The sequence below is a fragment of the Acidobacteriota bacterium genome (assembly GCA_040752915.1).
Taxonomy (GTDB): domain Bacteria; phylum Acidobacteriota; class UBA4820; order UBA4820; family DSQY01; genus JBFLVU01.
The window spans coordinates 1-24,871 of the sequence record JBFMHB010000044.1; the positions used below are offsets into that span (position 1 = coordinate 1).

Sequence of the window (24,871 nt, forward strand, 5' to 3'; positions counted from 1 at the left end):
CCAAGAGCGGCAAGCCCTTGCTGATCATCGCCGAGGACGTGGAGGGCGAGGCCCTGGCCACCCTCGTCGTGAACCGCCTGCGCGGCACCCTGCACGTGTGCGCCGTGAAGGCCCCCGGCTTCGGCGACCGCCGCAAGCGCATGCTCGAGGACATCGCCATCCTGACGGGCGGAAAGTGCTTCACCGAGGACCTGGGCATCAAGCTCGAGAACATCACCCTGGCGGACCTCGGCCGGGCCAAGAAGATCGTGGTGGACAAGGACAACACCACCATCGTCGAGGGCGCCGGGAAGGCCGAGGACATCGAGGGGCGCGTGAAGCAGATCCGCCGCGAGATCGAGGAGACCACCTCGGACTACGACCGCGAGAAGCTGCAGGAGCGCCTCGCCAAGATCGTGGGCGGCGTCGCCGTCATCAAGGTCGGCGCGGCCACCGAATCCGAACTCAAGGAGAAGAAGGCCCGGGTCGAGGACGCCGTCCACGCCACCAAGGCGGCCGTGGAAGAGGGCGTCGTGGCCGGCGGCGGCGTGGCCTTTATCCGCGCCCTCTCCGCCCTGGACGGCCTCAAGGGCTCCGACGACTTCCAGGCCGGGGTCAAGATCGTGAAGAGGGCCCTCGAGGAACCCGCCAAGCAGATCGCCAACAACTGCGGCGTCGAGGGCTCCGTGGTCGTGGAGCACATCAAGAAGCTGAAGGGCACCAACGGCTTCAACGCCAAGACCGAGAAGTTCGAGGACCTCGTGGCCGCCGGCATCCTCGACCCCGCCAAGGTCGCCCGCACGGCCTTGCAGAACGCCGCCTCCGCGGCCGGAACCCTCCTCACCACCGAGGCCATGATCTTCGAACTGCCCGAGGAGAAGAAGGACATGCCCATGCCCGGCGGGATGGGCGGCGGCATGGACTATTAAGAAAGGCGAAACGCGAGACGCGAGACGGGAGACCCGAGACGGGAGACGAAAGAGCCAGACCGCGACTCCTCTCGAGGATTCCAGTTTCAACTACAAGGGGCGGGCTTCGGCCCGCCCCGTTCCTCTCTGGCGGAACGACCTCCGGAAGCATCGATCCTTAACACCAGAAGGGGGCGTCCCAGACGGTCAGCCGGCCGTCTTCATCCCGAACAGGAATCCAGCCCAAGGGGGCGTACTCGTCGTCTTTCCCCAGGATGCCGATCAGGAGAAAGTCCTTTTCCCTTCCCAGAAGGTAGACAACGTCGCTTCCCCCCATCGGGGGCCAGTAGGGGTAGATGACCATCCACGGCGCCGAAAGGTCCGGTTGCGCATAGATCCGACGCCACATCCGCCCCGTGAGGAAGAAAGGATCGATGGGGTAGACGGACTTATCCTTGAAGGGCTCGTAGGAATGAATCAGGTCGGGGTTTCTCTCCCACGACAGGTCTACTGATGCCTGAAGGCCCTTGACACCTTCGGGGGGAGCGAGGCTTAGCTGAATCCAGGCTGTCCGTTGCGATTCTGCATCCAGAAGGACTTCGACACAGGAGCCTTCCTTCCGGAGGACCGGGTAGCGCTCTTCAAGGTACTCCTTCTCCGAGAACCGGAAGAAGGGCTTGGACGTCGCTTCCTCCAAGAAATAGGGAGGTTGGTCTGTCTTCTCCACGCAAAGAGGCAGAGGGGTGCAGCCGGCCTCCCTTTCCAATTTATCGTCAAGGTTTCTCTCGCAGGTCAGGACCATCGCGCCCACCATCCGGCGGGCTTCCTCGAAGGCTTCCCCGAATGGCCAGAGAAATTCCCCATCACCGGCAGGTTTCCGTGGCATTTGAGCCACCTCGAGTTCGGGAACCATCCTTACGCTCGTGGGGCCGGGGAGCACGGGGAGGCGGAGGTAAGCAAACCCACCGGTTGTCTGCGGGGATGGGGCGGGGGCCTTTTCGGAGGCGGCGGAGGAAAGCTGCGCCGTAACGTAAAGCCCCACCGAAGAGACCCGTCCGATTTGGAACTGCGCCTTCGACCTTCCGTCGGGCCCCGTTCGGGTCTTCTTCCGTTCTAGCAAGAAGTTGTCGGCGTTGTCCCGAAGCTCCCAGGTGAACTCTACGTCCTTGCAGACCTTTCCGTCCACCCACCGCTCTAGACGAGCTTCGAAGCCGGCGACCTCGCCTTCCTGAAGGTCCATATTTTCCGCCGTAAGCCGAAGGTGAAGGGACTCTATCTGGGGGCGTGTGGTGCTTAGCGCCGCGGCCATGACGACGATGAAGTCGCGGGCCTCAGGTGAACTTCCCTCCCCGGGCTGTTCAGAAAGGATTCGGGCCATGGCCTGGAGGTGCTCGATCATGGCATCGGTGCGTCCCTTCTCCGCAGCCTCACGCGCCTTGTTCAGCGCCGCAACGAGCCGGTTCAGTGGCTCTACGTCGGAGATCCAGCCGACCTCACGAAGCTTCCAGAGGTCCTTCTCGAAACGGTCCCACAGCGCCCAGCCCTTACCATCCGCCTCCCGGGGCACCAGGGTCGGAATCCGAATCTCGGTCCCTTGCCGCAGGCGCCGAAAGGGTTCGTCCGTAGGGACCTTTCCGTGCTGAAGGGCCTTCTCGAGGAGCGCCTCCCTCTCCGTCTCCGCCGGACGGTGCAACACCACATAGCCCACCGCAGGAAGAGCCTTCGTCGCGTACGAGAGACCGCTTATCTCACCTCCCGAGGGAAGGGGGCGGCGGCTCAGCCCGTAGATCACCGCCCGGCGTCCCTCCTCGGAATCGAGAAAGGGGCGGGGCAAGAAGTGGCAGGGGATGTCGGGCGGCGCTGCTGGCTCCCCCGCCTTGTAAGGGTAAGAAATCTCATCGGTTACCAGGAGAAAGTCTTCTAGGAGGAGGGGGGTCTCCGCGGGGTTGAAGAGGGTGTAGATATACACCACCCGCTGTCCATCGAGCCCCAGCCGCGTCCTCACGACGGGGGCGTCGGCAGCCCCTGCCGGGAGCGACCGGAGGAGGAGGACGACCGCCGCGGCGGCCCCGCCAAGGAGACTCCCGCCCATTTCACCCCGTCGGAAGAACCCGGCACCTCCGGAATGCGTTCTCATTCGTACCTCCTCTCGCCTGGACCTCGGCGCTTTCGGCGTCCGTCCCGCTTCCCGGGCGGCGCGGCCCGACTTGGAATCACGCGGGGTGTCGCCTTCGAGGGCAGTCGTTCGGCTTCCGCCCGCCGAAAGGAAAGGGCGGGAGCCGGTCCGCCCTTTTCTTCTTTCAACAGCAACGAAGGGCTCCCGGGGTGGGCCAGACGAGGAGGTAGCCCTCCAAATCCCGCAAGGGGATCCAGCCCAACAGAACGGAGGTCTCGTCTTCGGCCCAACAGGAGCGCCCCTCCACGAGCCCGAAGCCATTTCGGATTCTCCGAATGCGTAGCCAACCCAATCCCTGGCTCCCCGGTGGGCTCCATTGGCAATTCAGGACGACCCAGGGTGAGCGGAAGCTCGGCGCGGCATAGGCCCGAAGGAAGGGTTCCCTGAGGAGGGACACGAGGTCGGCCGTCTCCGCTCCCCAGGAATCGGTGTCGCCGACGACCATGGAAAGACGGAACTTCAACGCCCCAGTCCCCTGGAGGGACAGCCAGGCCCGCTCCCCCGTGGTCACGTCGAGGGCCACCTCGGCCCACCCTTCCTCTACGGCGTAGACCGGGAAGGAAAAGGCGACCTCCTGGCGCTCTCCGGGCAAGAGTGCCTCGCCGTAGGCCACCTCCACGTCTATCGGAACGAGAGCCGTCAGCCGGCGGGCTTTTTTGGGAACGAAGCCCGCGGGAGTATTTTGGAAGACCGGAATGCGGACGCCCCCGGAGAGGTCGAGAAGCCGCCGCGCCTCCTTTCCGGAAGAAGCGCGGACCCCGGCGGGCAGGGCCGCCACGATATCCATCCTGCCAATGGCGCCCTTCCACAGTTCCGGGGCCAGCTCCTCGATCGGGTGGTCCCCCAGCTGCGGGGGCACCTCACCAAAGAGATCCCGCCACCGGGAGGGATCGTTGCAGGGCGGGTCGAAATCCTCCCTTTCGAAGGGAGGGGGCGGCGGCCTTCGGTATTCCTTTCTGGGTTTGGGCGCGGCCTCCTCCGTGACGTCCACCCAGCCGGGCGTTCCGACAGTTCTCGCTCGAAGGACATCAAAAGAGAAGGGTATATTGAAATGGGAGTAGCTGCTGTTGTCGGATTCGGACGTCTCCTTGACCAACCCCTGCCAATCGGCGACGGTCACCATCCAGTACCAGCCGGCCTCGAGGTCCGGCGGGATTCGAAGCTGTGTCGACATCCCGCTCTCCTCGCCCGGCTGGAGAGAGGGGACAATGCGAAGGCCGACCAGCCTCCACGGCGCGTCATCGGGCCACGAGAACCGGTGGACGAGGTAGGCGGTCTGCGTGCCGGAGGCCCGTCGCCCGCCTTCGTTCCACGTGGTTTCGTAGACCGGAAGAAGGGCACCCGGGGTCAGCCGTGCCCGGTAGGGAAAGATCCAGCTACCTATATTCGCTCCGTCCCACCACCGGAGTCGGAGCGTCACCTCCTTCTCGACCGGGAAGCAGGATCCGCCCTGCGCGGGAGGCAAGGCGCGAAGCTTCACCCGCTGCTCGCCGGGGCCGAGGGACGAGAAGAGAACCCTCCAGAGGCCGTCGGATTCCGGCGGAAGGCGATCTTTCTTGCCGGCGGCCGGGCCGTCCAGGACCTCGAACTCGATCCCGCCGTTGGCGAGCGGTTCACCCGTCGCGGCGTTCTGAAGGCGGACCGTCGCGATGTGGTTTTGGTCCACCGGCGGGATTTCCGGCCCGACGGAGGCCGAAAACTTGGGTTCGCACGGGGCGGGACGACAGGCCTTGAGGTAGGCGGCGTTGAGCTCGGCCCAGTCGCAGAGCTCCGGCCGGGATCCCCCTTCCCGCGCCTCAGCGGCGAGGTCCATGAGAAGCTGAAAATAGGATTCCCAACCGATCCAATCGCCCTCCAGCCCATGTTCTACGGCTCTCTCCACGCAGGCCGCCCAGCGTCGGCCGGGGCCTTCCGAGATCCAGCCCGAGGAGGCCGCCGAAGAGAGTTCCCCCAGAAGAGCCCGCGCGTGTTCGAAGGTTCCGAGAGAACCGGAGCGGGGGACGAGAGACAAAGCGGAGCCGACAGACCTACGCCGAATCTCCCGAAGGTCGTCGTTGCAAATCGCCCCCTGGACCTTCAACTGCCGTTCGGCCTCTTCCTCCACCTTGTCCTCCACCCACCTCTCCAGAAGTGCCTCCCCGAGGGCGGGGGGCAGCGGGGAGCGAGCGACGAACCGGGCGGGAGTCGTTTCGGGAGACGGACCCTCCCAGAGCGGCCACCGGACGAAATCACCGGGAACGTGGTCGGGCCACCCTTTCGGAAAGAAGGCTCCTTCGACGGGCGGAACGGCTTCGAGCTTTCCCCCCGCCGAAGGGACCCTCAGGCAGGAAAGGCGGGTCCCGGGGGGAACTCGGAGCGTGAAGGTGTACTCGTAGGCATCGGCCTTCCTTTCCACGCGAGCCGACAGGATCCGTTGCGCTTCTTCCGAGCGCTCGAAGGGCCGGTGGTCCATGGGAAACGCGTGGCCGGCCGAGAAGAAGAGCCAAAGAACCCAAAGCCAAACCTGCGGTCGTGCCATCGGGTGCGCCCTTCCCCTGCTTGCGGTGGAACGCTTTCTAGCAACACCCGCAATTATCGCACCACCACACGACGATTCTCCCCTGTTCGTCCCTCAGCTCGACCCACCCCGGCTCGTAGGGGGTGTCGCCGCCGCAGGGCCAATACTGGAGACGCCCCATCCCGTTCTGGATTTCCGAAATGACGAGTTCCCAGCCGGAGCCGACCTCCGGTGGATCCCAGGGCAGGGTCACGGTGCGGTAAGGAGCCGTGGGATCCGGTCTGGTGTAGATCCGCAAGGACCGACCCGGTTCGAAGAAGCCGAGATCGACCTCGAAAAACTTGACTCTCGCCGATCCCTTCAGGGGCACGAAGGAGACCTTGCACCCCGGTCCTTCGTTCTCTCCCTTCAGCTTGACCCAGGTTTTCTTGCCTTCCAGGATGTCGTAGAGGAACTCCACGAACTCTCCCTCCCGGGCGGTGGCGGGGTAGTGGCGGACCACCCCTTCGTGCGCCAGTCCGCTCATCGGGACGGTGTCCGCGACGACGAGGGTTCCAATGGAGCGAAAGCCAGCGGGACTTCGCTCGTACCGCAACACTTCCCTCTGCTCGGCCTTTCGCTTCTCGTGGGCTTCCAGGTCGGCCTTCGTTCCCCCGTAGAGCTGCATCCCCTCTTCGCTGCACCAGATGGTGAGGATGCCGATCGCCTCGCGGCGGATCCGGTCGGGAACCTCCCGGGGGTTCACCTTTCTCCATCCGAGTTCCGGCTCTTCGGCGGCTTCTGGAGGCTGGGGGTGCTGGCCGCAAGGAGAAGTCCCTCCCAGCCAAAGAGCGAACAGGAGGACTACCGGAAGCAGGAGGGAAAAGCGGAGGTGCGGAATCGGCCCGGGGGGGAAGGCCGCAGCCCCCTTCTTTTCGCCTTTTTGGCAACGCTGGAATGTCACCATCGTTTCCCGCAGCAAGGATACCAGACCGGCCAGAGGAGAAGGGCGCTGGCCCCTGTCCATCCCCTCCCCGCTTCCTCTCGGCCGGCGCCGCTACTCGTACACCTTCTCGTCCGGGGCGTCGGCGTTTTCGGCGTCCTGCTCCACGTCGCGGGCGGCGGAAGGGGATTTGAGAAACTCCTTGTAGAACTCGTGCTGGATGACGAGGTCCATGATCTCGTTGGTGCCCGTCCAGATCATGATGAGGCGGATGTCCCTCAGCATCCTCTCCACGGGGTAGACGTTGGTGTAGCCGATGCCGCCGAGGACCTGCATGGCGTGGTTCACCACGTGCCAGGCCATGTCGGTGGAGAAGCGCTTGGACTGGGAGACCATTCGCCGTACGCGGCCCGGGTCCACGGCGCCCGAATCGATGGCCCGGCAGGTCTCCCGGCAGAGGCCGCGGGCGGCTTCGAGTTCCGTCAGGGCCTGGGCGATCTTGAAGGAGACCCCTTCGAAGCGCCGGATCTCCTGGCCGAAGGCCTTCCTCCTCGCGGCGTAGCGGGCGGCGATCTCGATGCAGACGCGGGCCATGCCCAGGGCGCCGCAGGCGCTCGTCATGCGCTCGGGGATCATCATCTGGTCGAAGATCCGGGCGCCGGCGCCCAGGAGGGCCTCCCCGCCGAGCACATTGGAGGCGGGCACCCGGCAGTCCTTGAAGCGGATCCGCCCCGTACCCCCGCCGCGGGTGCCCATGAGGCCGTAGACGTGCTCCACCTGGACGCCTTCGCCCCGGTCCACGAGAAAGGCGCTGATGGACCGCTTGGGGTCCTTCGGGTCCCCGGTCCGGGCGTAGACCAGGAAGAAGTCGGCCCCCTCGGAGCCGACGACGAAGCGCTTCTGGCCGTTCAGGACGTAGGCGTCCCCGTCCCGCACCGCCGTCGTGGTGGCGCCGAAGAAGTCCGAGCCGCCCCTGGGCTCCGTCAAGGCCTCGGCGGGCGTAAGCCGGCCCGCCAGCATGGGGGCGAGGTAGCGCCGTTTCTGGTCTTCCGTTCCGAAATGGTGGATGGCCTCGCCCACGATGGAGACGAGGGAGTAGAGGCAGGCCAGGGAGGTCCCCAGGATCCCGACCTCCTCGAGGGCCACCATTTCGGAAGTCCAGGGGAGGTCCCGCCCGCCGTAGGGTGACGGAAAGCGGAGGCCCAGGATGCCGCGACGCCCGGCCTCCTCCAGGTACTCGCGGGGGTATCGGACGCGCTCCGCGTCCATGTCCAGGATCAACTTCCTGGGAACGGTTCGGACGAACTGCTGGATCTCCCTCCTGAGGGATCGCTCCTGTTCGTTCAACAGGGGGTCCGGAACGGCGGTCATGGTCTCCTCCCTCTCGTGTCCGGCGGGCGCGCCCGCGCGGTGGTGCTTTGACCCAGTGTAGCACCGGGAAGGGATGGCCTCCTTGCCGCCTCCCGGGTCGGAGGTTAGATTTTCGCCACAGGGCGTCGGCGCGGCGCCGCGACGGCGGGGGGCGTACCCCCCGTTTTTCGCGCGCACCATCCTATGCTGCGGATCGGGTCGGCCGGATTCGCCTCGCCCGAGCGATCTGTCGCACCCCTCCTGGAACCTGGGGGTTCGGCTTTTCTTCGCCCCGCCCCTGGCGTAGACTGTTGCCTTTCTCGCCGGGCCGTGCCCGGAGCGGAGGTACCCCATGAAGGCACTCGGCATCGCCGCCGTCCTCGCGTCATCCCTGGTGATCGGTTCCGCCCTGGCCCAGGGCTTTCAAAATCCCGGCCAGGCCGCCAAGCCCGCCGGGACCGAAAAGGCGGCACCGGCACCCGTCGCCAAGGTCCAATCCGAGACGGTGGCCGTCCTTCAGACCACGGCGGGGAGGATCGTTCTGCGGTTCTTTCCCGGAAAGGCTCCCCTCCACGTGAAGAACTTCGTCAACCTGTGCCGGTCGGGCTTTTACAACGGGACCAAGTTCCACAGGGTCCTTCCCGGTTTCGTGATCCAGGGCGGGGACCCCAACACCAAGGGGGGAGACCCCTCCACCTGGGGCACGGGAGGCAACGTGGGGCCCGACGGCAAGGAGATCACGGTCAAGGCCGAATTCAACGACGTGCACCACGCCCGGGGGATCCTGTCCATGGCCCGCGCCTCCGACCCCGATTCGGCCTCCTCCCAGTTCTTCATCTGCGTGGGGGACGCCGGCCCCCTGGACCGACAGTACACGGCCTTCGGAGAAGTGATCGAAGGAATGGACGTGGTGGACAAGATCGTGTCGGCCCCGACGGTGGGGGGGGCCACGGACCCCGAGGGCTCCAGGCCCAAGAACCCCGTTTCGATCACCAAGGCCTGGATCGAGAAGAGATCGCTGGACGGCAACACGACACCAGTCAAGTAACGTGGCGACCGGCGGGGGCGGTACCCCGCCGAGGGGACGCTACGGGAGGCGGACATGGGAATTCGGTTTCGTAGCGCGGCCAGGCGCGCCGGTATCGTGATCCTGGCGTCCTTGGGATTGATCCTGCTGTGGTCCTGCTCGGACCGGCAGATCACGCTGGGAGTGGCCGCGCCCCTCACGGGGGAGCAGGCCCGAAGCGGACGCGACGTGGTCAACGGCGTCCGTCTCGCCGTGGACGAGTGGAACGCGAAGGGCGGCGTGGATGGGAAGAAGGTGGTCCTCCTGGAGGCCGACGACAAGGGCGATCCGGACCAGGCCCTCGTGGTGGCGCGCGACTTCGCGAAGAGGGCCCACGCCGTCGTCGGCCACTACAACTCGCCCTGCACGCTGGCGGCCATCGAGGTGTACAGCAAGGAAAAGATCCCCATGATCACCGCCTCGTCCACGAACCCCGATGTGACCGACAGGGGGTACCTGACGATTTTCCGGGTCTGCGGCCGGGACGACCAGCAGGGACGCAGCGCCGCCAAGTACGTGGCCGACCATTTCCCGGGCGCCAAGGTCGCCGTGATCCACGACAAGTCCTCCTACGGCCAGGACCTGGCCAACGAGTTCCTCAAGAACTTCGAGTTCCTCACCAAGACGCAGTCGGCCTTTTACGGCTCCATCGACCGCACCGGCGTGGACATCCCCACGGTGGTGGACAAGGTGAAGGAAGCCCAACCCACGGTGGTGTACTTCGGCGGCCTGTGGCCCCAGGGGGCGGAACTCGTCAAGGAATTAAAGGCCAAGGGATGCACGGCCGCCTTCGTGAGCGGGGACGGATGCATCGATCCCCAGTTCTTGAAGTCGGCGGGCGCCGCGGGGGAGGGCACTCTGGTGACCTTCATCCCCGACCAGGAGAAACTTCCCACCGCCCAGAGCGTCCTGGCCGCCTACAAGGCCAAGTACGGGGAGCTGGGACCTTACTCCCTCTACGCCTACACCGCCGCCACGGTGGCCCTCACGGGCCTCTCCCAGGCGGGCACGACGGACGGCGTGGAGGTGGCGCGCACGCTTCACAAGATCGAGGTGGAGACGCCTTTCGGCAAGATGAAGTTCGACGAGAAGGGGGACCCCCAGCAGTCCCCGTACGTGATGTGGAAGGTGGAGGGCGGAAGATTCGTGGAGGTTCCCATGGAGGCCCCGCCCGCGCCTGCCGCCGCTCCCGCCGAAGCCAAGTAGGACCGGGGCTTCTCCTTGGTTCAACCCAGAGGCCGGGGCCCTGCCCCGGCCTTTTCTTCGTCCCGGGGTGGCCGCGCCGGCCAGGACCTCGGGGCGCGCCCCTCTGCGCTACCGGCGCGGGAGGGCGCCCAGGAGAATCACGACGGCGGCGGCGGCGCGCCGTTCGTGGGTGAGGCTCACGAGGGCCGAATGTCCGCCCAGGGCCTCCAGCCGCCGGAGGGCTGCACCGTGAAAGGCCATCCCGGGAGGGCTTCCGGCCCCTCCCGTCACCTCCAGATCCCTCCAGGCCACGCCGCCCCCCCAGCCCGTGCCCAGGGCTTTCATGGCGGCCTCCTTGGCGGCGAACCGGGCCGCGTAGGAGGCCCAGGGGGAGGCCTTCCGCTCGCACGCGGCGCGCTCCGCCGGGGTGAACACGCGGTCCAGGAGCCGGGGGTGTCTGCGGACCGCCGCCTCCACGCGATCCACGTCGCAGAGGTCGAGCCCCACGGCGAGGATCACCGTCTCACCGCTTCCGGACCGCGGGAGGCTCCTTTTCGAGCCATTTCCGGAGGGTCGCCACGGGCACTCCCAGACGCTTGAGGTGGTTGATGGCGCCGCGGACGGAGGATCCCATGTCCCGGCAGATGACGAGGCGCTGTTTCCAGGCCTCCACAGCGGCGCTCTTGTAGGAGGGGTCCACGCGCATGATCTTCTCGCAGAGGTACCCCAGGTTGTTGGCGGCCCACCGGTGGAGGGGGTCCAGCTCGAGGGCCCTGCGGTAGGCCTTCTCGGCGTCGAAGTAGCGGCGGTTCGTCTCCAGGGCGATGCCCAGGTAGTTGTGGACGTTCGGATCGTCGGGCGCGATCCGGAGGGCCGCCCGGGCCTCCTCCAGCGCTCCCACGGGGTTCTTCGTGCGGCGGTGGTACTCCGAGAGACCCAGGTGGGCCCAGTAGTCGGAGGGGTCCAGGGCGAGGGCCCGTTCGAGCGGATCCCGGGCCCGATCCAGGATGCCCTGGTCGAGCTGGGTGAGGCCGAGCTGGCACGCCGCGGCGCCCAAGTGCGGGTCGGCCTTCAGGGCCTCGCGGAAGCAGGTCTGGGCCTCGTCCATCTGCTTGAGGTGGAAATGGAGGTTGCCCATGTTGAGCCAGGCCACGGCCAGGGAAGGATTGAGCTCCAGCGCCTTGCGGAATGCGGGAAGCGCCTCGGCGTACCGGCCCTGGAGGTAGGAGAGGTATCCCAGGTAGTTGTAAACCTCCGCGGAGATGACCTCCCTCGGGGAAAGGTCGAGAAGGTCCGTGAGGACGGCGCGGGCCATGTCGTGGCGGCCCTCGGCGAGGTAGTAATCGGCGAAGGTGAAGTAGATGCCCCAGTCCCGGGGGTTCACCGACAGCGACATGCCGAAGGCCTGGCGGGCCAGGTGGCGGTCCCCGCGCTCGAGGTGGATTTTCGCCAGAGTGTCCCAGGCCTGGACGAAGTGCCTCTCCCGGCTCACGAGGCGGTACAGCCAGGAGAGGGCCCGCGCGTGATCGCCCATGGCGTGGTAGGCCTGGCCGACGTAGTAGGTCAGCCGGAGGTCCTTCGGCGCCAGTCTCCTGGCCTGCTGGAAAGCCTTGACGGCGTGCCGGTAGTCCTGGCTGGCCATGGCGTAATAGCCGCACACTTCGTAGAAGAGGGCGCCCCGCTGTTTCATGGGGATCCCCTCGAGGCGCTTCACGCCCTCCTTGTCCCTCTCCAGGTAGTACTCCACCAGGGCGAGCAGGATCTCCCTCGAGGCGCCCGCCGGGGAGCCCCCTTCGCTCAGGCGGGTCCAGACCTTCTGGAGCAATTCGGGGGAGAAGGCCACGGCCTGGATGTGGGTCCTCCACAGGTCCGGGACCCTCGCGTGGCGCGCGAGGGCCTTCTCGGTCACCGAGGCGGCCAGGTGGGGCATGGACCGGACCCGCAGGGCTTCACCGGCCCGCACCCACGCCTCCGCGGGAGCCCGCGGGGAGAGGGCGGACATGGCCCGGTCGAGGTCTCGGTCGAACAGGAGCTGCTTCTCGTGCTCGAGTGAGGACATGGGGCTCACCGTTCGTGCCGGCCGGAAGTGCCGCCGGTCTTATCCAGAAGGCGGAGGGGACCGATTTCGCCCCCCTCGTCCGCGCCCTTGACCTCGTCGCGGCGGGTCGGGAGGGATGCGGCGCGCGCCGTCTTGGCTTCCATTTCGACCCCCGTGACGTTCTTCGCGAAGGCCTTCGCCTCCACCCGGATCCTGCGTTCCGAATCGTCCCGCACGAAGTGTACCGCCACCCCGGCAGGCGCCACAACGTGGCCCAGGAAAGAGAACCCCGGAACCGTTTCGGCGCCCCGGACCGCCGGCCGGCGCCCGCCCGCACCGGGCTTCCAAGCCCGATCGTGGCCGTCGAGGTGCGTCCATCCACCGCTCAACCGGACCTCCCGATCACCGCCGCCATGCGGCCCGCCCGCTCTCCGTCCCTGCGATAGGAACAGCATAACAGGGCCTCGCAGGCCGTACAACGCGACTCCACGTGAAGGTTCTCGGCCCGGAGTCCGAGGGAGGTCAGCATGCGCGCATTGAGTCCGGCCAAGTCCAGCGAGAGCGCGCCTCTCCCCTCGCCCACCCAGCCGGGGAAGGCCTCGCGAAAAGCGCGGTGGCGCGCCTCGTCCACGCCGTAACAGCAGGGTCCCACGGCGGGCCCCACGTAGGCCGTCAGGTCCGAGGGATCCGGGGAGAGGGCCTGGGCCGCGCGCTCCACGATGCGCGAGAGCGTCCCCTTCCATCCCGAGTGGACCGCCGCCACGCGGGTCCCGTCGGAGGTGCAGAGCAGGATGGGGACGCAGTCGGCGGTCACCACGCGCACGGCCTCCCCGGGACGGTCGCCCACCAGGGCGTCGGCGGCGCAGGGCGCTTCATCGGCCCGAACCACGCGGTCCGAGTGGACCTGGTCCGCTCGATGGACGCGGATGCCCGGGTGGCCGCGGTCCTTCAGGAAGCGGGAGAGCCCCTCGGGGGAGACGTCGTGGTCCCCCCGCAGGGTCAAGAACGCGAAGACTCCGCGGGGAAAGTACGGGCCGAGGTCCAGGTACGGCCCCGAAGGGCAACGGGCGACGGCCGTCTTCACGGGAGGGCCTCCAAGGCGAGCCCCCAGGCCGCTCCGCCAGAGGAAACGGCCAGGAGAAGGGATCGGCCCGTCTCGTTCCGGGCCGTTCGCGCCGCCAGGACCGCCGCCGCGCCGGCCCAGGCCGCCCCACAGCATCCCAGCGGGTCCTGGAACCGGAAAGCCTCGGCGCCGGGCGCCCGCCGGCGCCTCCATGCCTCCGCCGCCTCCTGCCAGAACGGGGTTTCGGCGGGAAGCGCCACGGCATCGGCGGAGGAGGGCCCCCAACCCGCCGTACGCCCCACGGCGGCGGCCAGGTCATCCAGAAGCGCGCCCGGGTCCACGGGAAAGGCGTGCGGCCCGCACGGGCGGGACGCCCCGCCCCATCCCGCGACGCGCGCCAGGGGACGCCGGGGTCCCGGGTCCCGCTCCAGCGCCAGGGCGTAGGCGCCCTCGCCCGGTGGCGGGGCCCCCTTCCCCCTCAGGGGCTTGAGGACGAAAAGGAGGAACGGGGCCAGTTCGTCCGTCCCGCCCGCCACCATTGTCTCGGCCGCTCCGCACGCCACGAGGCGCGAGGCTTCCACCAGGGCGGCCAGCCCCGAAGCCTCCTTCGCGTGAAGCGTCAGGGAGGGTCCCGTGAGCCCCAGGAGCAGGGAAGCCTGCCCCGCCGGCGCGTTTCCCGCCGTGAAGGGGAAGAGGGCCGGGTTCATGGCCCCCGGTCCCTCGCTCCAGATTCCTTTCTCGAGGTCCAGGACGGGCGCCGTGGGCCCCCAGGACTGCCCCACCGCCTGGCCGGCCACCGCGATCGTATCGGGAGACAGGTGCGTTAGCGCCTGACGGGCGGCGTTGGCCCACCACAGGGACGCCCCGTCCAGCCACCGAGTGGACTGGGCCGAGAATCCCTCTCGGAGGGGCAGGTCCGCGGGCACCCTCCGCGCATCCGAAGAGGGTTTGGGAGGCGGCCAGAGGATGCCGGTCCCTAGGGGGCCCACGCCCCCCACGCCCGTCACGAACGGCCCCTTCACGGGGTCCTCCGGAAAAACAGGGCGGCGTTGTGGCCGCCGAAGCCCAGGTTCAGGGTCAGGACCGACCCGACGGGACGCTCCACCGGCGCGGTCGGCAGAAGGAGGCCCTCGAATTCCGGCGTGGCCAGCCCCGCCGTCGGGGGAACGGTCTGGCGGAGGATCGTGAGGACGGAGGCGACGGCCTCCAGGGCTCCCGCCGCTCCCAGGCAGTGGCCCAGGGCCCCCTTGACGGAAGAGACGGGCACCTCCGGCGCGCGGCGGCCCAGAAGCCGGACCAGGGCCGCGGCCTCCGCGGAGTCGTTGGCCCGGGTGCCCGTGCCGTGCGCATTCACGGCGTCCACCTCCTCGGCCGTCGCTCCCGCCCTTTGAAGGGCCGCCTGCAGGGCCGCCAGGGCTCCCCTCCCTTCGGGATGGGGGGCGGTGGCGTGGTGGGCATCCGTGGAGAGCCCCCATCCGGAAAGGGCCGCCAGGGGGCGAGCCCCGCGCTCCCGGACCCGCTCGAAGGATTCGAGGACGAGGAAGGCCGCCCCCTCCCCCACGGCCATGCCCGAACGGCTCCGATCGAAGGGCCGGGGCGGTTCGGACGCGACGAGCCGCAAGCTGTTGAATCCTCCCACGGTCATGCGCGTAAGGGCATCGGCGCCTCCGGCCAGGACGCAGTCCGTCTCTCCGAGGGAGATCCAGGCCGCGCCCAGGGCGAGGGCGGTCGTGGAGGAGGCGCAGGCGCTGGCCGCGGCGCAGCGGGGGCCGCGGGCGCCGAAGGCGAGACACAGCAGGTCGGCCGTGGTGGCCGGCATGTGGCGGGTCAGCGTCCTGAGAGAAGGGGTCCTCGCCGACCCTGCGAGCCAGGCGCCGAAGGCTTCCTCCGATTCGGGCAGGCCGCCCACGCCGGCCCCGGTGGCCACCCCCGCCTGCTCAGGCAGGGCCTCGAGCCCCGCCGACGACAGGGCCTCCCGGGCGGCGGCGAAGGCGAGGCGGTCGGTGCGGTTGGGAAAATCCCCTCCGGGGTCGGGCGCTTCCGCGACCAGGGGGCTCCGGAGGCCGCTCCCGTCGAACCTCCTTAGCGGGCTCACCGCCGTTCTTCCCGAGAGGAGCCCCTTCCAGAGCGCCTCCGTCCCGATGCCGAAGGCCGAGACCGCGCCGATCCCCGTGACATAGCAGGGCGCCGTCAAGGAGAGACCTCCCGCAGGGTGACCACGGCGCGAGCCACGAGCCTCTCTCCGCGGCGGGCCAGGACCTTCACCCGGACCACGGGACCCATGCGCTGGAGGACCTGTGCCGAAAGGGCCAGGCGGTCCCCCGGGTACGGGGGGCGCGGACACCGGAAGCGCTGGACCTGCAGGACCATCCCTCCCGAGTCCTCGCGGGAGAAGGCGGCCAGTCCGGCGGCCTGGGCCATGGCCTCGAGAAGGGTCCACGCGGGCGCCCGGCCGGACCTCTGAAATGCCGCGCCCGCCGTAAAGGCCGCCTCGAGCGGCCGCGTGGCGTCCTCGTGGTCCAGGAACCGGAAGGGGTAGGCGTGAGGAAGACGGGCCATGGCGTTCACCGGGGTCCGCGGCCGGTCCGGGCGGGTTCTCCACCCGTGCCCGGGCGGACGCGCGGAGCGGAAGGGATCAGGTGCCGCGCTCCAGGCGGAGGAGCTGTTTCTTGACGGCGAGCCCGCCGCCGAAGCCGCCCAGCCCCCCTTTCGCCACCGCGCGGTGGCAGGGAATGAGGATCGGGATCCGGTTGGCGCCGCAGGCGGACCCCGCCGCCCGCGCGGCGCCCGGCCGCCCCGCCCACTTCGCCAGGTCCGAGTAGGAGAGGACCTGGCCGGCGGGCACCCGGCGGAGCGCCTCCCACACCCTCGCCTGGAAATCGGTGCCGGGAGGATCGGGGTCCAGAGGGACGTCGAAGTCGCGGAGGGATCCCGCGAAGTACTCGCGCAACTGCTTCTTGAGCCGGTTCAGGAGGGGGGCCACGCTTCGGGGGACGGGTCCGTCGGGGGCCTTTCCCCCGAACTCGATGCGGTGCACCGCTCCCGGCGAGAGGGTCACGTCGAGGCGTCCCACCGGCGTCTCCAGTCCGAGGGTCACCGGGGCGGTCACGAGCCGAATCCCTTGTCGCGGGTGTAGGTGGCCACGACGGAGGCGCTCATTCCGCCGCGGGAGTTGAACACTCCCGTGAGGGTCGCCCGCTCGGGCCCGCAGGCTTTCACCACGTCCCGAAGGATCCGGTTCACGGCGTTCTCGTAGAAGATGCCCACGTTCCGGTAGGCCAGGAGGTACTCCTTGTAGGACTTGAGTTCGAGGCAGGACTTCCTGGGCTCGTACCTCAGGACGAGGAGGCCGAAGTCGGGCAGTCCGGTCTTGGGGCACACCGAGGTAAACTCGGGCGCTTCGATGGTGATTTCGTAGCCGGGAAACTGGTTCGGCCACGTCTCGATCGCCGGGAGGGGCGCGTCCAGGCCCTTCTTGGCGTGCTCCTTGGTATAGGCCGCCATGGCTCACCTCCGCCTGGGCCCGCTGGCGTGGCAGGGGGTCCCACGGACCCAGGTTACAGCGAGGCGATGAGCCTGTCGAGTTCGCCCGAGCGGTCGAGGTCCATCAGGTCGTCGCACCCCCCGATGTGGCGGTCCCCGAAGAAGACCTGGGGGACGGTCTCCTTCCCCGAGCGGCGCTCGCACTCCGCCCAACGCTCGGGGTGGCGGTCGAGATTGACCTCCTCGAAGTCCACGCCCTTCTTCTTCAAGAGACGCTTGGCGGCGACACAGTAGGGGCAGAGGGTCATGGTGAACACGGTGACGGGCGTCTTCATGGGTCTCCTCCGGGGCGGCACATCGCCTGCGAGCCGGGTCCCCCGGTTCCGGTAACGCCGGAGGCTGTCCCGCTATTGTCGCACCGTCCGCCTAGGGACGCGACACCGCGCGGATCACGTCGTAATAGCACTGGGGAGAGATGCGGCGGGGCCGGCCGGGTAACGGGGCCCTTAGGGGCCAAGACCTTCGGCGCGCAGGACGACGAAGGTCGCGCCCCATCCGCCCTCGCCCGCACCGGCCGTCGAGAAGGAGGCCACTTCGGGCAGACGCTGGAGGAGGGCGTGGACCGTCCGCCGCAGGGTTCCCGTCCCCTTCCCGTGGATGATCTGGACGTCGAGGATCCCCAGGCGCCGGCACTCGGCCAGGTACTCCGACACCACGACCTTCACGTCACGGGGATCGAAGGCGTGCAGGTCCAGGATCCCGTTCACCGGGATCGCCACCGGACCGGGAAAGAACTCCCCGCCTTCGATCAATCCTTTTCCCCCACGATCCAGACGGAGAAGCGGCTTCCCTCCTCCACCCGGGTCCGGAACCCAGCCCGGGCGGCCATTTCGGCGATGGCCTCGGGAGGGCGCATGCAACTCGTCATGCCGAGGATCTTCTCCAGGCGGCCGACGGCGCGAACCCCGACCCGGCGGGCGTCGGGCTCCTCGATGACGACGCGCCCTCCCGCTTCCACCGTGCGGAACAGGTCCCTCAGGGCGCCCTCCTGGTCCGCGAAGTGGTGGAACGCATCCACCACCAGGATCCTCGAGAAGGCCCCGGCTTGGAAGGGAAGGGAGCCCGCGAAGGCCAGGACCGCCCTCAAACCCGCCTTGCGGGCGGCCCGCCGGAGCATGGGTCTGGACAGGTCGGCCACGACGAGCGCTCCCACGTGATCCACGAGGGACCGGGCCACCCTGCCGGTGCCTCCACCCAAGTCGAGGAGCCGTCCCGGCGAGGGGAGGCCGAGGACCCGGCGGAGGGCCTCCGGGTCTCGGTGGCCGCCCGCCCAGTCGAAGACGGGGGCGATCCAGTCGAAGTGGCCGTTCACGGCGAGGCCTCCCCGGTTTCGAGGCGCCGCGCTCCAGCGGCCAGCAGGAAGAAAGCGGGAAGCTGGACCAGGTGAAAGACGCCGTTGTGATCCAGGGGCCAGCCCCAGCGGACTTCGAAGGGGCCCGAGGCCTGGACGGCGCCCGCCAACAGGAAGAGGGCCAGTCCGGCCGACGCGGCCGCGGCGCCGGCCCTTCCCCGCCGGGCCAGGGAGACGAGGAGGGCCAGGGCGAATCCGAGGCCCGCCGCCTCGTAGGCCACGAACAGGCCGAAGCTGTCCGAGTGGAAGGTCGTGAGGGCCCAGAAGGCCGCCGCCCCCGCCAGGAGGAGCAGGCCCGCCCACCGGGCCGCGCGCCTCCCGAGGGATGCCTGGGCCGCCGCCCCCGCCGCCAGGGCCACCGTCGCCGCCAGGCAGGCGTAGATGAGGCGCCAGGCCCACCGGGAGAGCGCCGGGGAAAGGGACAAGCCGTGAGCCGCGGCCCCCAGGAGGGAAGCCGCCGCGGAGGTCAGGAACGCCGATCTCCACAGGCTCGCGCGTCCCCCCTCGGGCCGTCCGAGGCGGAAGGCGCACGCCACCGCCGCCGCCGCGCAGAAAAGGTCCGTGAGGGCGGTGGTGATCTCCGTGGGGCTGGACGATCCCATCCTAGGCCTCCGGGGCTTGAGCCCTCCGCCCGCCCAGGCCGATGAGGAGGGCCGCCAGGACGCACCCCGTCAAGTTGGAGACGAGGTCCCACCCCGTATTCACGTAGCCTCCCACGTTCGTGTCCCGCATCAGGAGCGTGGCGGCGAACTCCACGACCTCGTTGAGGGCTCCGAAGCCCATCCCCCCCGCGGAGCAAAGGACCAGGGCGCCGAAGGTGGGCCGGGGCGCTCCCCCGGCGCCCCGCACCGCCGCCCCGTATCCTTGCCAGCACACCCAGGTGGTGAGGCCGAAGCCGAAGGCGTGGACCGCCATGTCGTACTTGAGAAAGCCGGGAACGATCCACCATGAATAGAAGACGGCGTGGGGGCCGTCGTAGGGCCATCCCGCGGGAAGGGGCAGGAGCCCCCCGGCCATGTGGAGGAGCCCCCAGAGGCTCAGGCCCCAGAGGGCGCCGGGGCTCAGCCCCACTCGAAAGTGAAGAGCGCCCACGGCCCCCATGAGGACGACCATGACGCCGATGTAGTAGAGGAACTCCCCGTTCCCCGAGGCGGCCGCTCCCGCCGCCGCGGCGGCGAGATAAAGGAGGGTGAAGCCCAGGACGGTGGTCCAGCGCTTCAGCACCTCAGCCCTCCGCCTTCGCGCCGACCCGGATCGTCTCGAGGCCGTGGGCCCTGGGCCCCTTCTCGACCTTCCAGAGAAGGAAGGCGAAGAGAAGGGCCACGAAGCCGAGGCCGGAGAAGAGCCACATCCCGGGGACGTACCCCGCGGGATTCGCGGGGCCCGCATGGCCCAGGTCGTTGGCGTAGCCGACCACCGTGTTGAGCCCGGCCACGCCCACCTGCTGGACCAGAGTCATGACCGCCAGCCCCGTCCCGAGGCGCTTCTGCTCCACGATGTACGCGACGCTGGGCCACATGATGGCGGGGACGAGGGAGAAGGCGACGCCCATCATGGCGATGGGGATCCACAGGGGGAGGGCGTGGTAGGCCATGATCACGTAGACAGGCATCAACAGGAAGGCCCCCAGGAACATGAGGGAGGCCCGCCGCCCGATGCGGTCCACGAGGAGCCCGAAGAGCGGGGTGGCCACCATGGCCGCCACGGGGAGGCTGCTGTTGATCTGGCCCGCCATCTCCCGGGTCAGCCCGTAGCTCTCGATGAAGAATTTGATGGAGAAGGTCCGGAAGGGGAAGATCGCCGAGTAGAAGGTCACGCAGAGGGCCACGCAATACCAGAAGGAGGCGTCGAAGCGGAAGAGGTCCTTGACCACGAGGCGGTCCGTCTCCCCCTCCTCGCCCAGGGAGTAGCGCTTCAGGGCCCGGGACTCCAGCGCCCAGTAGGCGAGCGCCCCCAGGGTGCAGAGGGAGCCCAGGACCGCCGCCAGCACGAGGGGCGTGCGCCACCCGTCGTAGGCCCACTTGGCCCAGGTGGGGGACCAGTCCACGGCCACCTGCCCCAGCCGCGCGATGGTGAGGTTGATCCCGAAGGCGAAGGAGAGCTCCTTCCCCTTGAACCACTTGGCCAGGGCCGCTGTGATGGCCACGATGAGGGGCTCGGCTCCCACGCCCAAGAGGAATCGCGATCCGATCATCACCCAGGGCTCCGTGCTCAGGAGCATGGTGACGCCCGAGACCGTGCAGAGCGCGCCGAAAAGCACCGTCGTCCGGGTCGTCCCCAGGCGGTCGATGAGGACGCCCCCCACCAGAAGGACAAGAACCGCGGCAATGCTGTAGCTCGTGTTGAGCTGTCCGATGACGGCGTCGGTGAAGCCCAGCTGGGCCTTCATCAGATCCGTCACCGGATTGATGGAGTCGTAGATGTAGTAGTTGCCGAACATGGCGAGGCTGATGATGACCAGCACCGCCCACCGGTAGAAGGTGGACGGCTGGGGCCGCGCTTCTGTCCCGGCGGGATTCGTCGCGTCGGACATGGCTCCTCCCTGGCTTCGTGGCCGTCTGCGGTGGGTCAGTATACAGGGAAAAACCGCCCCCGCGCGACGGCTTCCGCACCCCGCGATGGGCTCCCAAGCTCAGGATCGAGCCGTCCATGCGTCACGGGGACGACCGCGCGAAGCACCCACCCATAGAGGCGTGATGCCGCTTCGCGGCGTTAGGGCCTATCGCGTGAATCGAAAGCCCACGGATTCCCGCCCGTCGGGATTGAGGACCGTCAGCGTCACCGCCTCGCCCTTCGGCAGGAGCGCCTTCAAGCCCCCACCGGAGGCGACCAGGCGCGTTCGGCCCGGCAGGTCCAGCCCCTTGAAGACCGATTTGGGGACCGCCGTGCCGTTGATCAAGAGCTTGCTCCCCTCCTCGAAATTCCACCCCGTCACCTTGAGCCGAAAAGGATCCTTGAGCTTCTTCACAGAGACGATGCCTGGGTACGCCTCCCCGCAGAACTGCGTGTCGGCGCCGATGTCAATCAGATTCTCGAAGCTCGCGTCGGTGGGACACGTTTGAATCCCGCTGGAGTCGGCGGTGAAGATCGGCACGGGATACTCGGCCAGCGGCGATTCACCGTACATGCCCGGATAGTCCACCCACGTCGTGCAGGATTCAGGGAGGTCGCCCTCCGGTCCGAAGGAGTACAGGGCGACGGCCTGACGTGCGCCGAGAGGAGAGGGACTGTAGTTCCCCACCCCGAGCAGGCCCCCGCCGGGCCGCGCCCACACTTCCCGCAAAGTACAGGTTTGCGCGGGGCCTTGGTCGTTGTGCCAGCCGAAGACCCGGGCGTCGAAAAGGGAGCCGTCGGCGCCGACCTTCGCCAGGAGCGCGTTGTAGCCGTCAAAAGGCTCACGGCCCACCGATCCAGAAATGAGAAGGGTGCCGTCCACCACCGTGGACCCATAAACGGTCCCTTTCCAATCCTCGTTGCCGTAGATGTACTGCCATTCGATCTCGCCGGCCGGCCCGAATTTCACGGCGGCCGGGAGATGCCGGAGGGGATATGGCTCTTCCTCGGGCCAGTACCGGCTCACTCCGGTGGCAAAGTACCCTCCATCGGGGGCCACCTGCATTCTCCCGACCAAGACCTGCCACGGCCGAACCTGGTAGAAGTCACGGTGGCCCTGAAGGCTTCCGTCGGGCCCGAGGAAGAGCAACGCGCACGGGGCATCCCACGGGCCGTGCTCCCACGAGAACCCCGTCCAAAGCGTGAGCCCCCGGTCGGCGCGCTCCACAACGTCACGGATCGTAAGGGCTGCCGCCCATCCGTCGGGCGGAACGACCCAAAATGCCTTTTCCCAGAGCGCCTCCCCGGTTTCCACGTCCAGTTCCTGCAACTCCCCTCCACCGGAGGTCAGAAATACCCGCCCGCTGGGCACCTGAAACGCCTCCAGGGACCACCAGATGTCGTAGAGCATCAAATACCGCTGCCAGAGCACCTCCCCCTCTGCCGTCCAGCGCGATCCCCACACGTTCAATCCGCAGTCGGGAGGGATGGTCCCCTCGGCGTGCAGGAAGAGCAGGAAGGTCCCGTCCTGGAGGGCGAGAAGGCTGGTCGCTTCCGACTCCACCAAGGAGGCGTTGGGCAACTGCCTGGCCCAGCGCCGGTTGCCATGGGCGTCGAAGCCAACCAGGAGGTAGGGCTCGGCCTCGGTCAAACTGGGAGGGGGCGGAAGGAGGAGGATGACCGCCGAACCGTCGGCCAGGACGGCGGCGCTCATGATCTGCCACAGGTTGACTCCATTGTCCAGAAAGCCCAGGATCCAAGGTTCTTGGCCCAGCGCCGAAAGCGAGACCGACAACGACAGCAAGAGAAGGAGTGCCGCCCGGCGCGCTCTGTTCTTCGTCATGGTGTCCACCCCGAAAGAGGGGGCCGGCGGGCCCGCGGCCCGCCGGCCCACGCGAGCGTCAGTATTTGTACAGGAAGGTGATCTGGCCCGCGAAGATCGTCGCGCCCGTGCACGCCTGCTGGACGATCACGTCGTACTTGCTCTGGGTTCCGCTGGCCGCCAGGGGTTCAACGTATACGTAGAAGCCTAGCCTGTGCTCGGTGACGACGGCGCCGCCAGGGAGCGTCGTGTCCAGGTGCTCCTGATAGGGAATCGCCTTCAGTTTGGCCTCGTCTCCGGCGTTTAAGGAGGCGCTGAAGGAGACGTCCTCGTTCTGGCCCGTCTTGGCCGTCAGCCACTCGGTCCTGTGGTAGGTGCCGGGAGGGGGCGCCGACGTGTAAGTGAAGGGGCCCTGGAAGACGCCGCAGGGCGCCTGGAACGAACACACATACGAAAGCGCTCCCGGGTCGGATTCGGCCGTCAGCCCGTCCGCCGTCGTGGCCTGGATCCGGACCGCGCCCACGGGGTGGGCCGGCGCCGTGGCGAAGAGGCTCGTGCCGTCGGGACCGCCCGACAGTCCGGACCACAAGACGGTCTCTCCCGCGTTGCGCACCGAGGCGATGCGCTTCAGATTGGCGCCGCTCAGGACGATCTGGTTGGAGGTCACGGGGCCGCCGCAACCGAAGACCCCGCCCACGGAATCGGCCCAATTGGGGCTTACGCCGCTCAGGCTTGGCAGTTTTGGTTCGTCATCGGGTTCCAGGAACTGCAAGAAGTTGTCGATCTGGGTTTTGTACTGGGCAATCCGGGGGCTGAGCGTCCCGTCCTCGGTCACGTTGTCCGGGTTGAGGAAAACGGCCGACAGGGGAGTCCGGGTGGGAATGCAGGGCGTGGCCGACGTGCAGACCCCAGGCGCGCCGTCGTCAGACCAGGTGCCGGTCCAGGTCCAGTTCACCGGCGCCGAGGCGCAGGGGGTCCCCGGGGCGGGGTTGAGCGTGCTCCGGAGGACCTTCACCTTGGTGTTGGCGGAGTCCTTGACGAAGACGAGCGGGTGCACGAAGTCCTGGTCCGGGCGGTCGCCGCATCTCGGAGGGCTCGCGTTGGGCCGGTACTTGGTGAAGGTGGCCATCCCCGTCGCCCGGACGCTGAAGGTCTCCCCGCCCAGGACGCTCGGAGTGGCGCTCGAGAGGAGCTGAATCCCCGATACGGGCGACGGGAAACCGTACCAGAAGCCCCTCTCCAGTCCGGCGGTGTCGAAGTGATACTGGGGGGAAGCGGCCTTCTTTCCGTTGCTCGCCTTGACCTTCACCGAAGCGGAGCCAAGGTAGTTCTTTCCGCCGGGTGAATCGGGGACCGTGCACGAGAGGACGCCGGTGGCCGTGGCCGGGTCATACGACCGGGAGAGGACGGAGGCCACCTTGCTGACGGAGGAACTCGGCGTTTTGAACTTCACGACCGCCGAGGAGAACTCCGCCTGGGTAAAGCCGGTTGTCGTGATGGTGACGGTCTGATGGGCGGGGTACCCGCAAGAACACGTATTGGGAACGTCGTGATGCGGCGTGATGTCCACGAACCCGATGCCGGGTGAACTCTGGTACGGCATGTCCCCATCCTCGTCCGGGATCGTGTCGGGCGGATCGGGTGGGTCCGTGGGAAGCAACATGGCCCGCTGGGGAGGCTCGAGTTGAACCTCATCGAGAAGGTAGGTGGTTGGCCACGCGTGAGGACCTGTGGTGGCCTCGAATTCGAGATAATAGTCGCGGCCGGGGAGAAGCCCCAGGCCACCTGACGACAGGGGGTAACGGAAGAACTCCCACGTTTCGGTTTCTGGGGTTACGACCGCAATTGGCACGGAGTTCCCCGTTTCTGCGTCCACCAACTGGACTCGGAGCGAGTCTCCCTTGCTGCCGCCGTGCGGCCGTGCGAGCGCCTTGCAGTGGAAAGAAAGAATCGAACCGTCGTAGTAGGCGGGCAGCCCGCCGACGAACTGGCTGAGCGTATCCACCGTCCCCCTTGAGCCGCCCAGAACGGCGGCGCATTCGCCGCCGAAGGCGCCATCGCTTCCCACCGACCGGATCAAGGTGCTTCCAGCCGACGACTCCTGGTTCCAATGGATCCGTGAAGATTCCCCCTCGAACCCTCCCCCTCTGATCCAATTCGTTGCCGGGACCGTTTGCGCCCCAACCAGAGTCCATCCGACAACCATCATCGCCGCCAGCACCCCCGCGGGCGACCGGCGATCCTGCGTTGACTTCATGGGTTACCTCCCATCCATGGATCACTGCACGCAAAAAACCGTTCAAGGCCTGCATGCCACGGATTCGTGGGGGAGGAGCCCTCGGCCCGGCCGGGCTGACCATCCGCCGGGCGGCGGTTCGCGTGACCTTTCGTCCAACGGTGTTGCGGGCGGGCGGGCGG

24 protein-coding genes are annotated in these 24,871 nt (G+C 68.2%); 3 read left to right on the forward strand and 21 right to left on the reverse strand.

Annotated features, from left to right (window positions below; translation table 11 throughout):
• The coding region (gene groEL / locus AB1824_09150) for a chaperonin GroEL (protein ID MEW5765129.1) at positions 1–908 on the forward strand (908 nt) is incomplete at its 5' end.
• Positions 909–1,065: 157 nt separating this feature from the next.
• Here the strand turns inward: groEL and AB1824_09155 are convergent.
• The 4 genes from AB1824_09155 to AB1824_09170 form a co-directional block, all read right to left on the reverse strand.
• Entirely contained in the window at positions 1,066–3,024 is a 1,959-nt protein-coding gene (locus AB1824_09155; protein MEW5765130.1) for a hypothetical protein, read from the reverse strand.
• Positions 3,025–3,187: 163 nt separating this feature from the next.
• Complete coding sequence (locus AB1824_09160; protein MEW5765131.1) at positions 3,188–5,581, reverse strand: hypothetical protein; 2,394 nt, start codon at positions 5,579–5,581, stop codon at positions 3,188–3,190.
• Positions 5,582–5,618: 37 nt separating this feature from the next.
• Entirely contained in the window at positions 5,619–6,305 is a 687-nt protein-coding gene (locus AB1824_09165) for a hypothetical protein (protein ID MEW5765132.1), read from the reverse strand.
• A 291-nt stretch (positions 6,306–6,596) separates the two neighbouring features.
• The gene (locus AB1824_09170) at positions 6,597–7,853 is read right to left on the reverse strand and encodes an acyl-CoA dehydrogenase family protein (protein ID MEW5765133.1); all 1,257 of its coding nucleotides are present in this window, start codon (positions 7,851–7,853) and stop codon (positions 6,597–6,599) included.
• A 331-nt stretch (positions 7,854–8,184) separates the two neighbouring features.
• Here AB1824_09170 and AB1824_09175 point away from each other — a divergent pair, with 331 nt between their 5' ends.
• Positions 8,185–8,880, forward strand: a complete 696-nt coding sequence (locus AB1824_09175; GenBank protein MEW5765134.1) for a peptidylprolyl isomerase — start codon at positions 8,185–8,187, stop codon at positions 8,878–8,880.
• A gap of 54 nt (positions 8,881–8,934) precedes the next feature.
• On the forward strand, positions 8,935–10,104 hold the full coding sequence (locus tag AB1824_09180) for a branched-chain amino acid ABC transporter substrate-binding protein (protein MEW5765135.1): 1,170 nt from the start codon (positions 8,935–8,937) through the stop codon (positions 10,102–10,104).
• 108 nt (positions 10,105–10,212) lie between these two features.
• Here AB1824_09180 and AB1824_09185 read toward each other — a convergent pair whose 3' ends face one another.
• From AB1824_09185 to AB1824_09265, 17 genes are all read right to left on the reverse strand, one after another.
• Positions 10,213–10,602 (reverse strand): holo-ACP synthase, encoded by a 390-nt coding sequence (locus AB1824_09185; GenBank protein ID MEW5765136.1) that lies wholly within the window; start codon positions 10,600–10,602, stop codon positions 10,213–10,215.
• A gap of 4 nt (positions 10,603–10,606) precedes the next feature.
• A complete protein-coding gene (locus AB1824_09190; protein MEW5765137.1) occupies positions 10,607–12,142 on the reverse strand; it encodes a tetratricopeptide repeat protein in 1,536 nt (511 codons plus the stop codon).
• 5 nt (positions 12,143–12,147) lie between these two features.
• A complete protein-coding gene (locus tag AB1824_09195) occupies positions 12,148–12,510 on the reverse strand; it encodes a cyclic pyranopterin monophosphate synthase MoaC (protein MEW5765138.1) in 363 nt (120 codons plus the stop codon).
• Positions 12,507–13,205: a peptidoglycan editing factor PgeF gene (pgeF, locus tag AB1824_09200; GenBank protein ID MEW5765139.1), complete on the reverse strand. Its 699-nt coding sequence runs from the start codon at positions 13,203–13,205 to the stop codon at positions 12,507–12,509. Before pgeF ends, AB1824_09195 begins: the two co-directional genes overlap by 4 nt.
• Positions 13,202–14,206 carry a beta-ketoacyl synthase N-terminal-like domain-containing protein gene (locus AB1824_09205; GenBank protein ID MEW5765140.1) on the reverse strand — a complete coding sequence of 335 codons (1,005 nt, stop codon included), beginning with the start codon at positions 14,204–14,206 and terminating at the stop codon, positions 13,202–13,204. Before AB1824_09205 ends, pgeF begins: the two co-directional genes overlap by 4 nt.
• Positions 14,203–15,378: a beta-ketoacyl-[acyl-carrier-protein] synthase family protein gene (locus AB1824_09210; GenBank protein MEW5765141.1), complete on the reverse strand. Its 1,176-nt coding sequence runs from the start codon at positions 15,376–15,378 to the stop codon at positions 14,203–14,205. The genes AB1824_09205 and AB1824_09210 overlap by 4 nt, the downstream gene beginning before the upstream one ends.
• Positions 15,375–15,743, reverse strand: coding sequence for a hypothetical protein (locus AB1824_09215; GenBank protein MEW5765142.1), 369 nt, complete (start codon positions 15,741–15,743; stop codon positions 15,375–15,377). The genes AB1824_09210 and AB1824_09215 overlap by 4 nt, the downstream gene beginning before the upstream one ends.
• A 76-nt stretch (positions 15,744–15,819) precedes the next feature.
• On the reverse strand, positions 15,820–16,293 hold the full coding sequence (locus AB1824_09220; GenBank protein MEW5765143.1) for a methylated-DNA--[protein]-cysteine S-methyltransferase: 474 nt from the start codon (positions 16,291–16,293) through the stop codon (positions 15,820–15,822).
• Positions 16,290–16,688, reverse strand: coding sequence for a preQ(1) synthase (queF, locus tag AB1824_09225; GenBank protein MEW5765144.1), 399 nt, complete (start codon positions 16,686–16,688; stop codon positions 16,290–16,292). Before queF ends, AB1824_09220 begins: the two co-directional genes overlap by 4 nt.
• 53 nt (positions 16,689–16,741) lie before the next feature.
• Positions 16,742–17,002, reverse strand: a complete 261-nt coding sequence (gene grxC, locus AB1824_09230; GenBank protein MEW5765145.1) for a glutaredoxin 3 — start codon at positions 17,000–17,002, stop codon at positions 16,742–16,744.
• A 171-nt stretch (positions 17,003–17,173) separates the two neighbouring features.
• Positions 17,174–17,479, reverse strand: coding sequence for a Smr/MutS family protein (locus AB1824_09235; GenBank protein MEW5765146.1), 306 nt, complete (start codon positions 17,477–17,479; stop codon positions 17,174–17,176).
• Entirely contained in the window at positions 17,476–18,039 is a 564-nt protein-coding gene (locus AB1824_09240; GenBank protein ID MEW5765147.1) for a methyltransferase domain-containing protein, read from the reverse strand. Before AB1824_09240 ends, AB1824_09235 begins: the two co-directional genes overlap by 4 nt.
• On the reverse strand, positions 18,036–18,680 hold the full coding sequence (locus AB1824_09245; GenBank protein MEW5765148.1) for a hypothetical protein: 645 nt from the start codon (positions 18,678–18,680) through the stop codon (positions 18,036–18,038). The genes AB1824_09240 and AB1824_09245 overlap by 4 nt, the downstream gene beginning before the upstream one ends.
• A gap of 1 nt (position 18,681) precedes the next feature.
• Complete coding sequence (locus tag AB1824_09250) at positions 18,682–19,302, reverse strand: hypothetical protein (GenBank protein MEW5765149.1); 621 nt, start codon at positions 19,300–19,302, stop codon at positions 18,682–18,684.
• 1 nt (position 19,303) lies between these two features.
• A complete protein-coding gene (locus AB1824_09255; protein ID MEW5765150.1) occupies positions 19,304–20,611 on the reverse strand; it encodes an MFS transporter in 1,308 nt (435 codons plus the stop codon).
• Between the two features lie 186 nt (positions 20,612–20,797).
• Positions 20,798–22,474 (reverse strand): hypothetical protein, encoded by a 1,677-nt coding sequence (locus AB1824_09260; GenBank protein MEW5765151.1) that lies wholly within the window; start codon positions 22,472–22,474, stop codon positions 20,798–20,800.
• Positions 22,475–22,532: 58 nt separating this feature from the next.
• On the reverse strand, positions 22,533–24,533 hold the full coding sequence (locus AB1824_09265) for a hypothetical protein (GenBank protein MEW5765152.1): 2,001 nt from the start codon (positions 24,531–24,533) through the stop codon (positions 22,533–22,535).
• Positions 24,534–24,871: the final 338 nt, after the last annotated feature.

Bases quoted from the DNA above. Each gene is read 5' to 3' on its own strand.
- AB1824_09155 (MEW5765130.1), bottom strand. From the start codon at position 3,024: ATGAGAACGCATTCCGGAGGTGCCGGGTTCTTCCGACGGGGTGAAATG.
- AB1824_09160 (MEW5765131.1), bottom strand. From the start codon at position 5,581: ATGGCACGACCGCAGGTTTGGCTTTGGGTTCTTTGGCTCTTCTTCTCG.
- AB1824_09170 (MEW5765133.1), bottom strand. From the start codon at position 7,853: ATGACCGCCGTTCCGGACCCCCTGTTGAACGAACAGGAGCGATCCCTC.
- AB1824_09175 (MEW5765134.1), top strand. From the start codon at position 8,185: ATGAAGGCACTCGGCATCGCCGCCGTCCTCGCGTCATCCCTGGTGATC.
- AB1824_09180 (MEW5765135.1), top strand. From the start codon at position 8,935: ATGGGAATTCGGTTTCGTAGCGCGGCCAGGCGCGCCGGTATCGTGATC.
- AB1824_09190 (MEW5765137.1), bottom strand. From the start codon at position 12,142: ATGTCCTCACTCGAGCACGAGAAGCAGCTCCTGTTCGACCGAGACCTC.
- AB1824_09215 (MEW5765142.1), bottom strand. From the start codon at position 15,743: ATGGCCCGTCTTCCTCACGCCTACCCCTTCCGGTTCCTGGACCACGAG.
- queF (MEW5765144.1), bottom strand. From the start codon at position 16,688: ATGGCGGCCTATACCAAGGAGCACGCCAAGAAGGGCCTGGACGCGCCC.
- grxC (MEW5765145.1), bottom strand. From the start codon at position 17,002: ATGAAGACGCCCGTCACCGTGTTCACCATGACCCTCTGCCCCTACTGT.
- AB1824_09245 (MEW5765148.1), bottom strand. From the start codon at position 18,680: ATGGGATCGTCCAGCCCCACGGAGATCACCACCGCCCTCACGGACCTT.
- AB1824_09255 (MEW5765150.1), bottom strand. From the start codon at position 20,611: ATGTCCGACGCGACGAATCCCGCCGGGACAGAAGCGCGGCCCCAGCCG.
- AB1824_09260 (MEW5765151.1), bottom strand. From the start codon at position 22,474: ATGACGAAGAACAGAGCGCGCCGGGCGGCACTCCTTCTCTTGCTGTCG.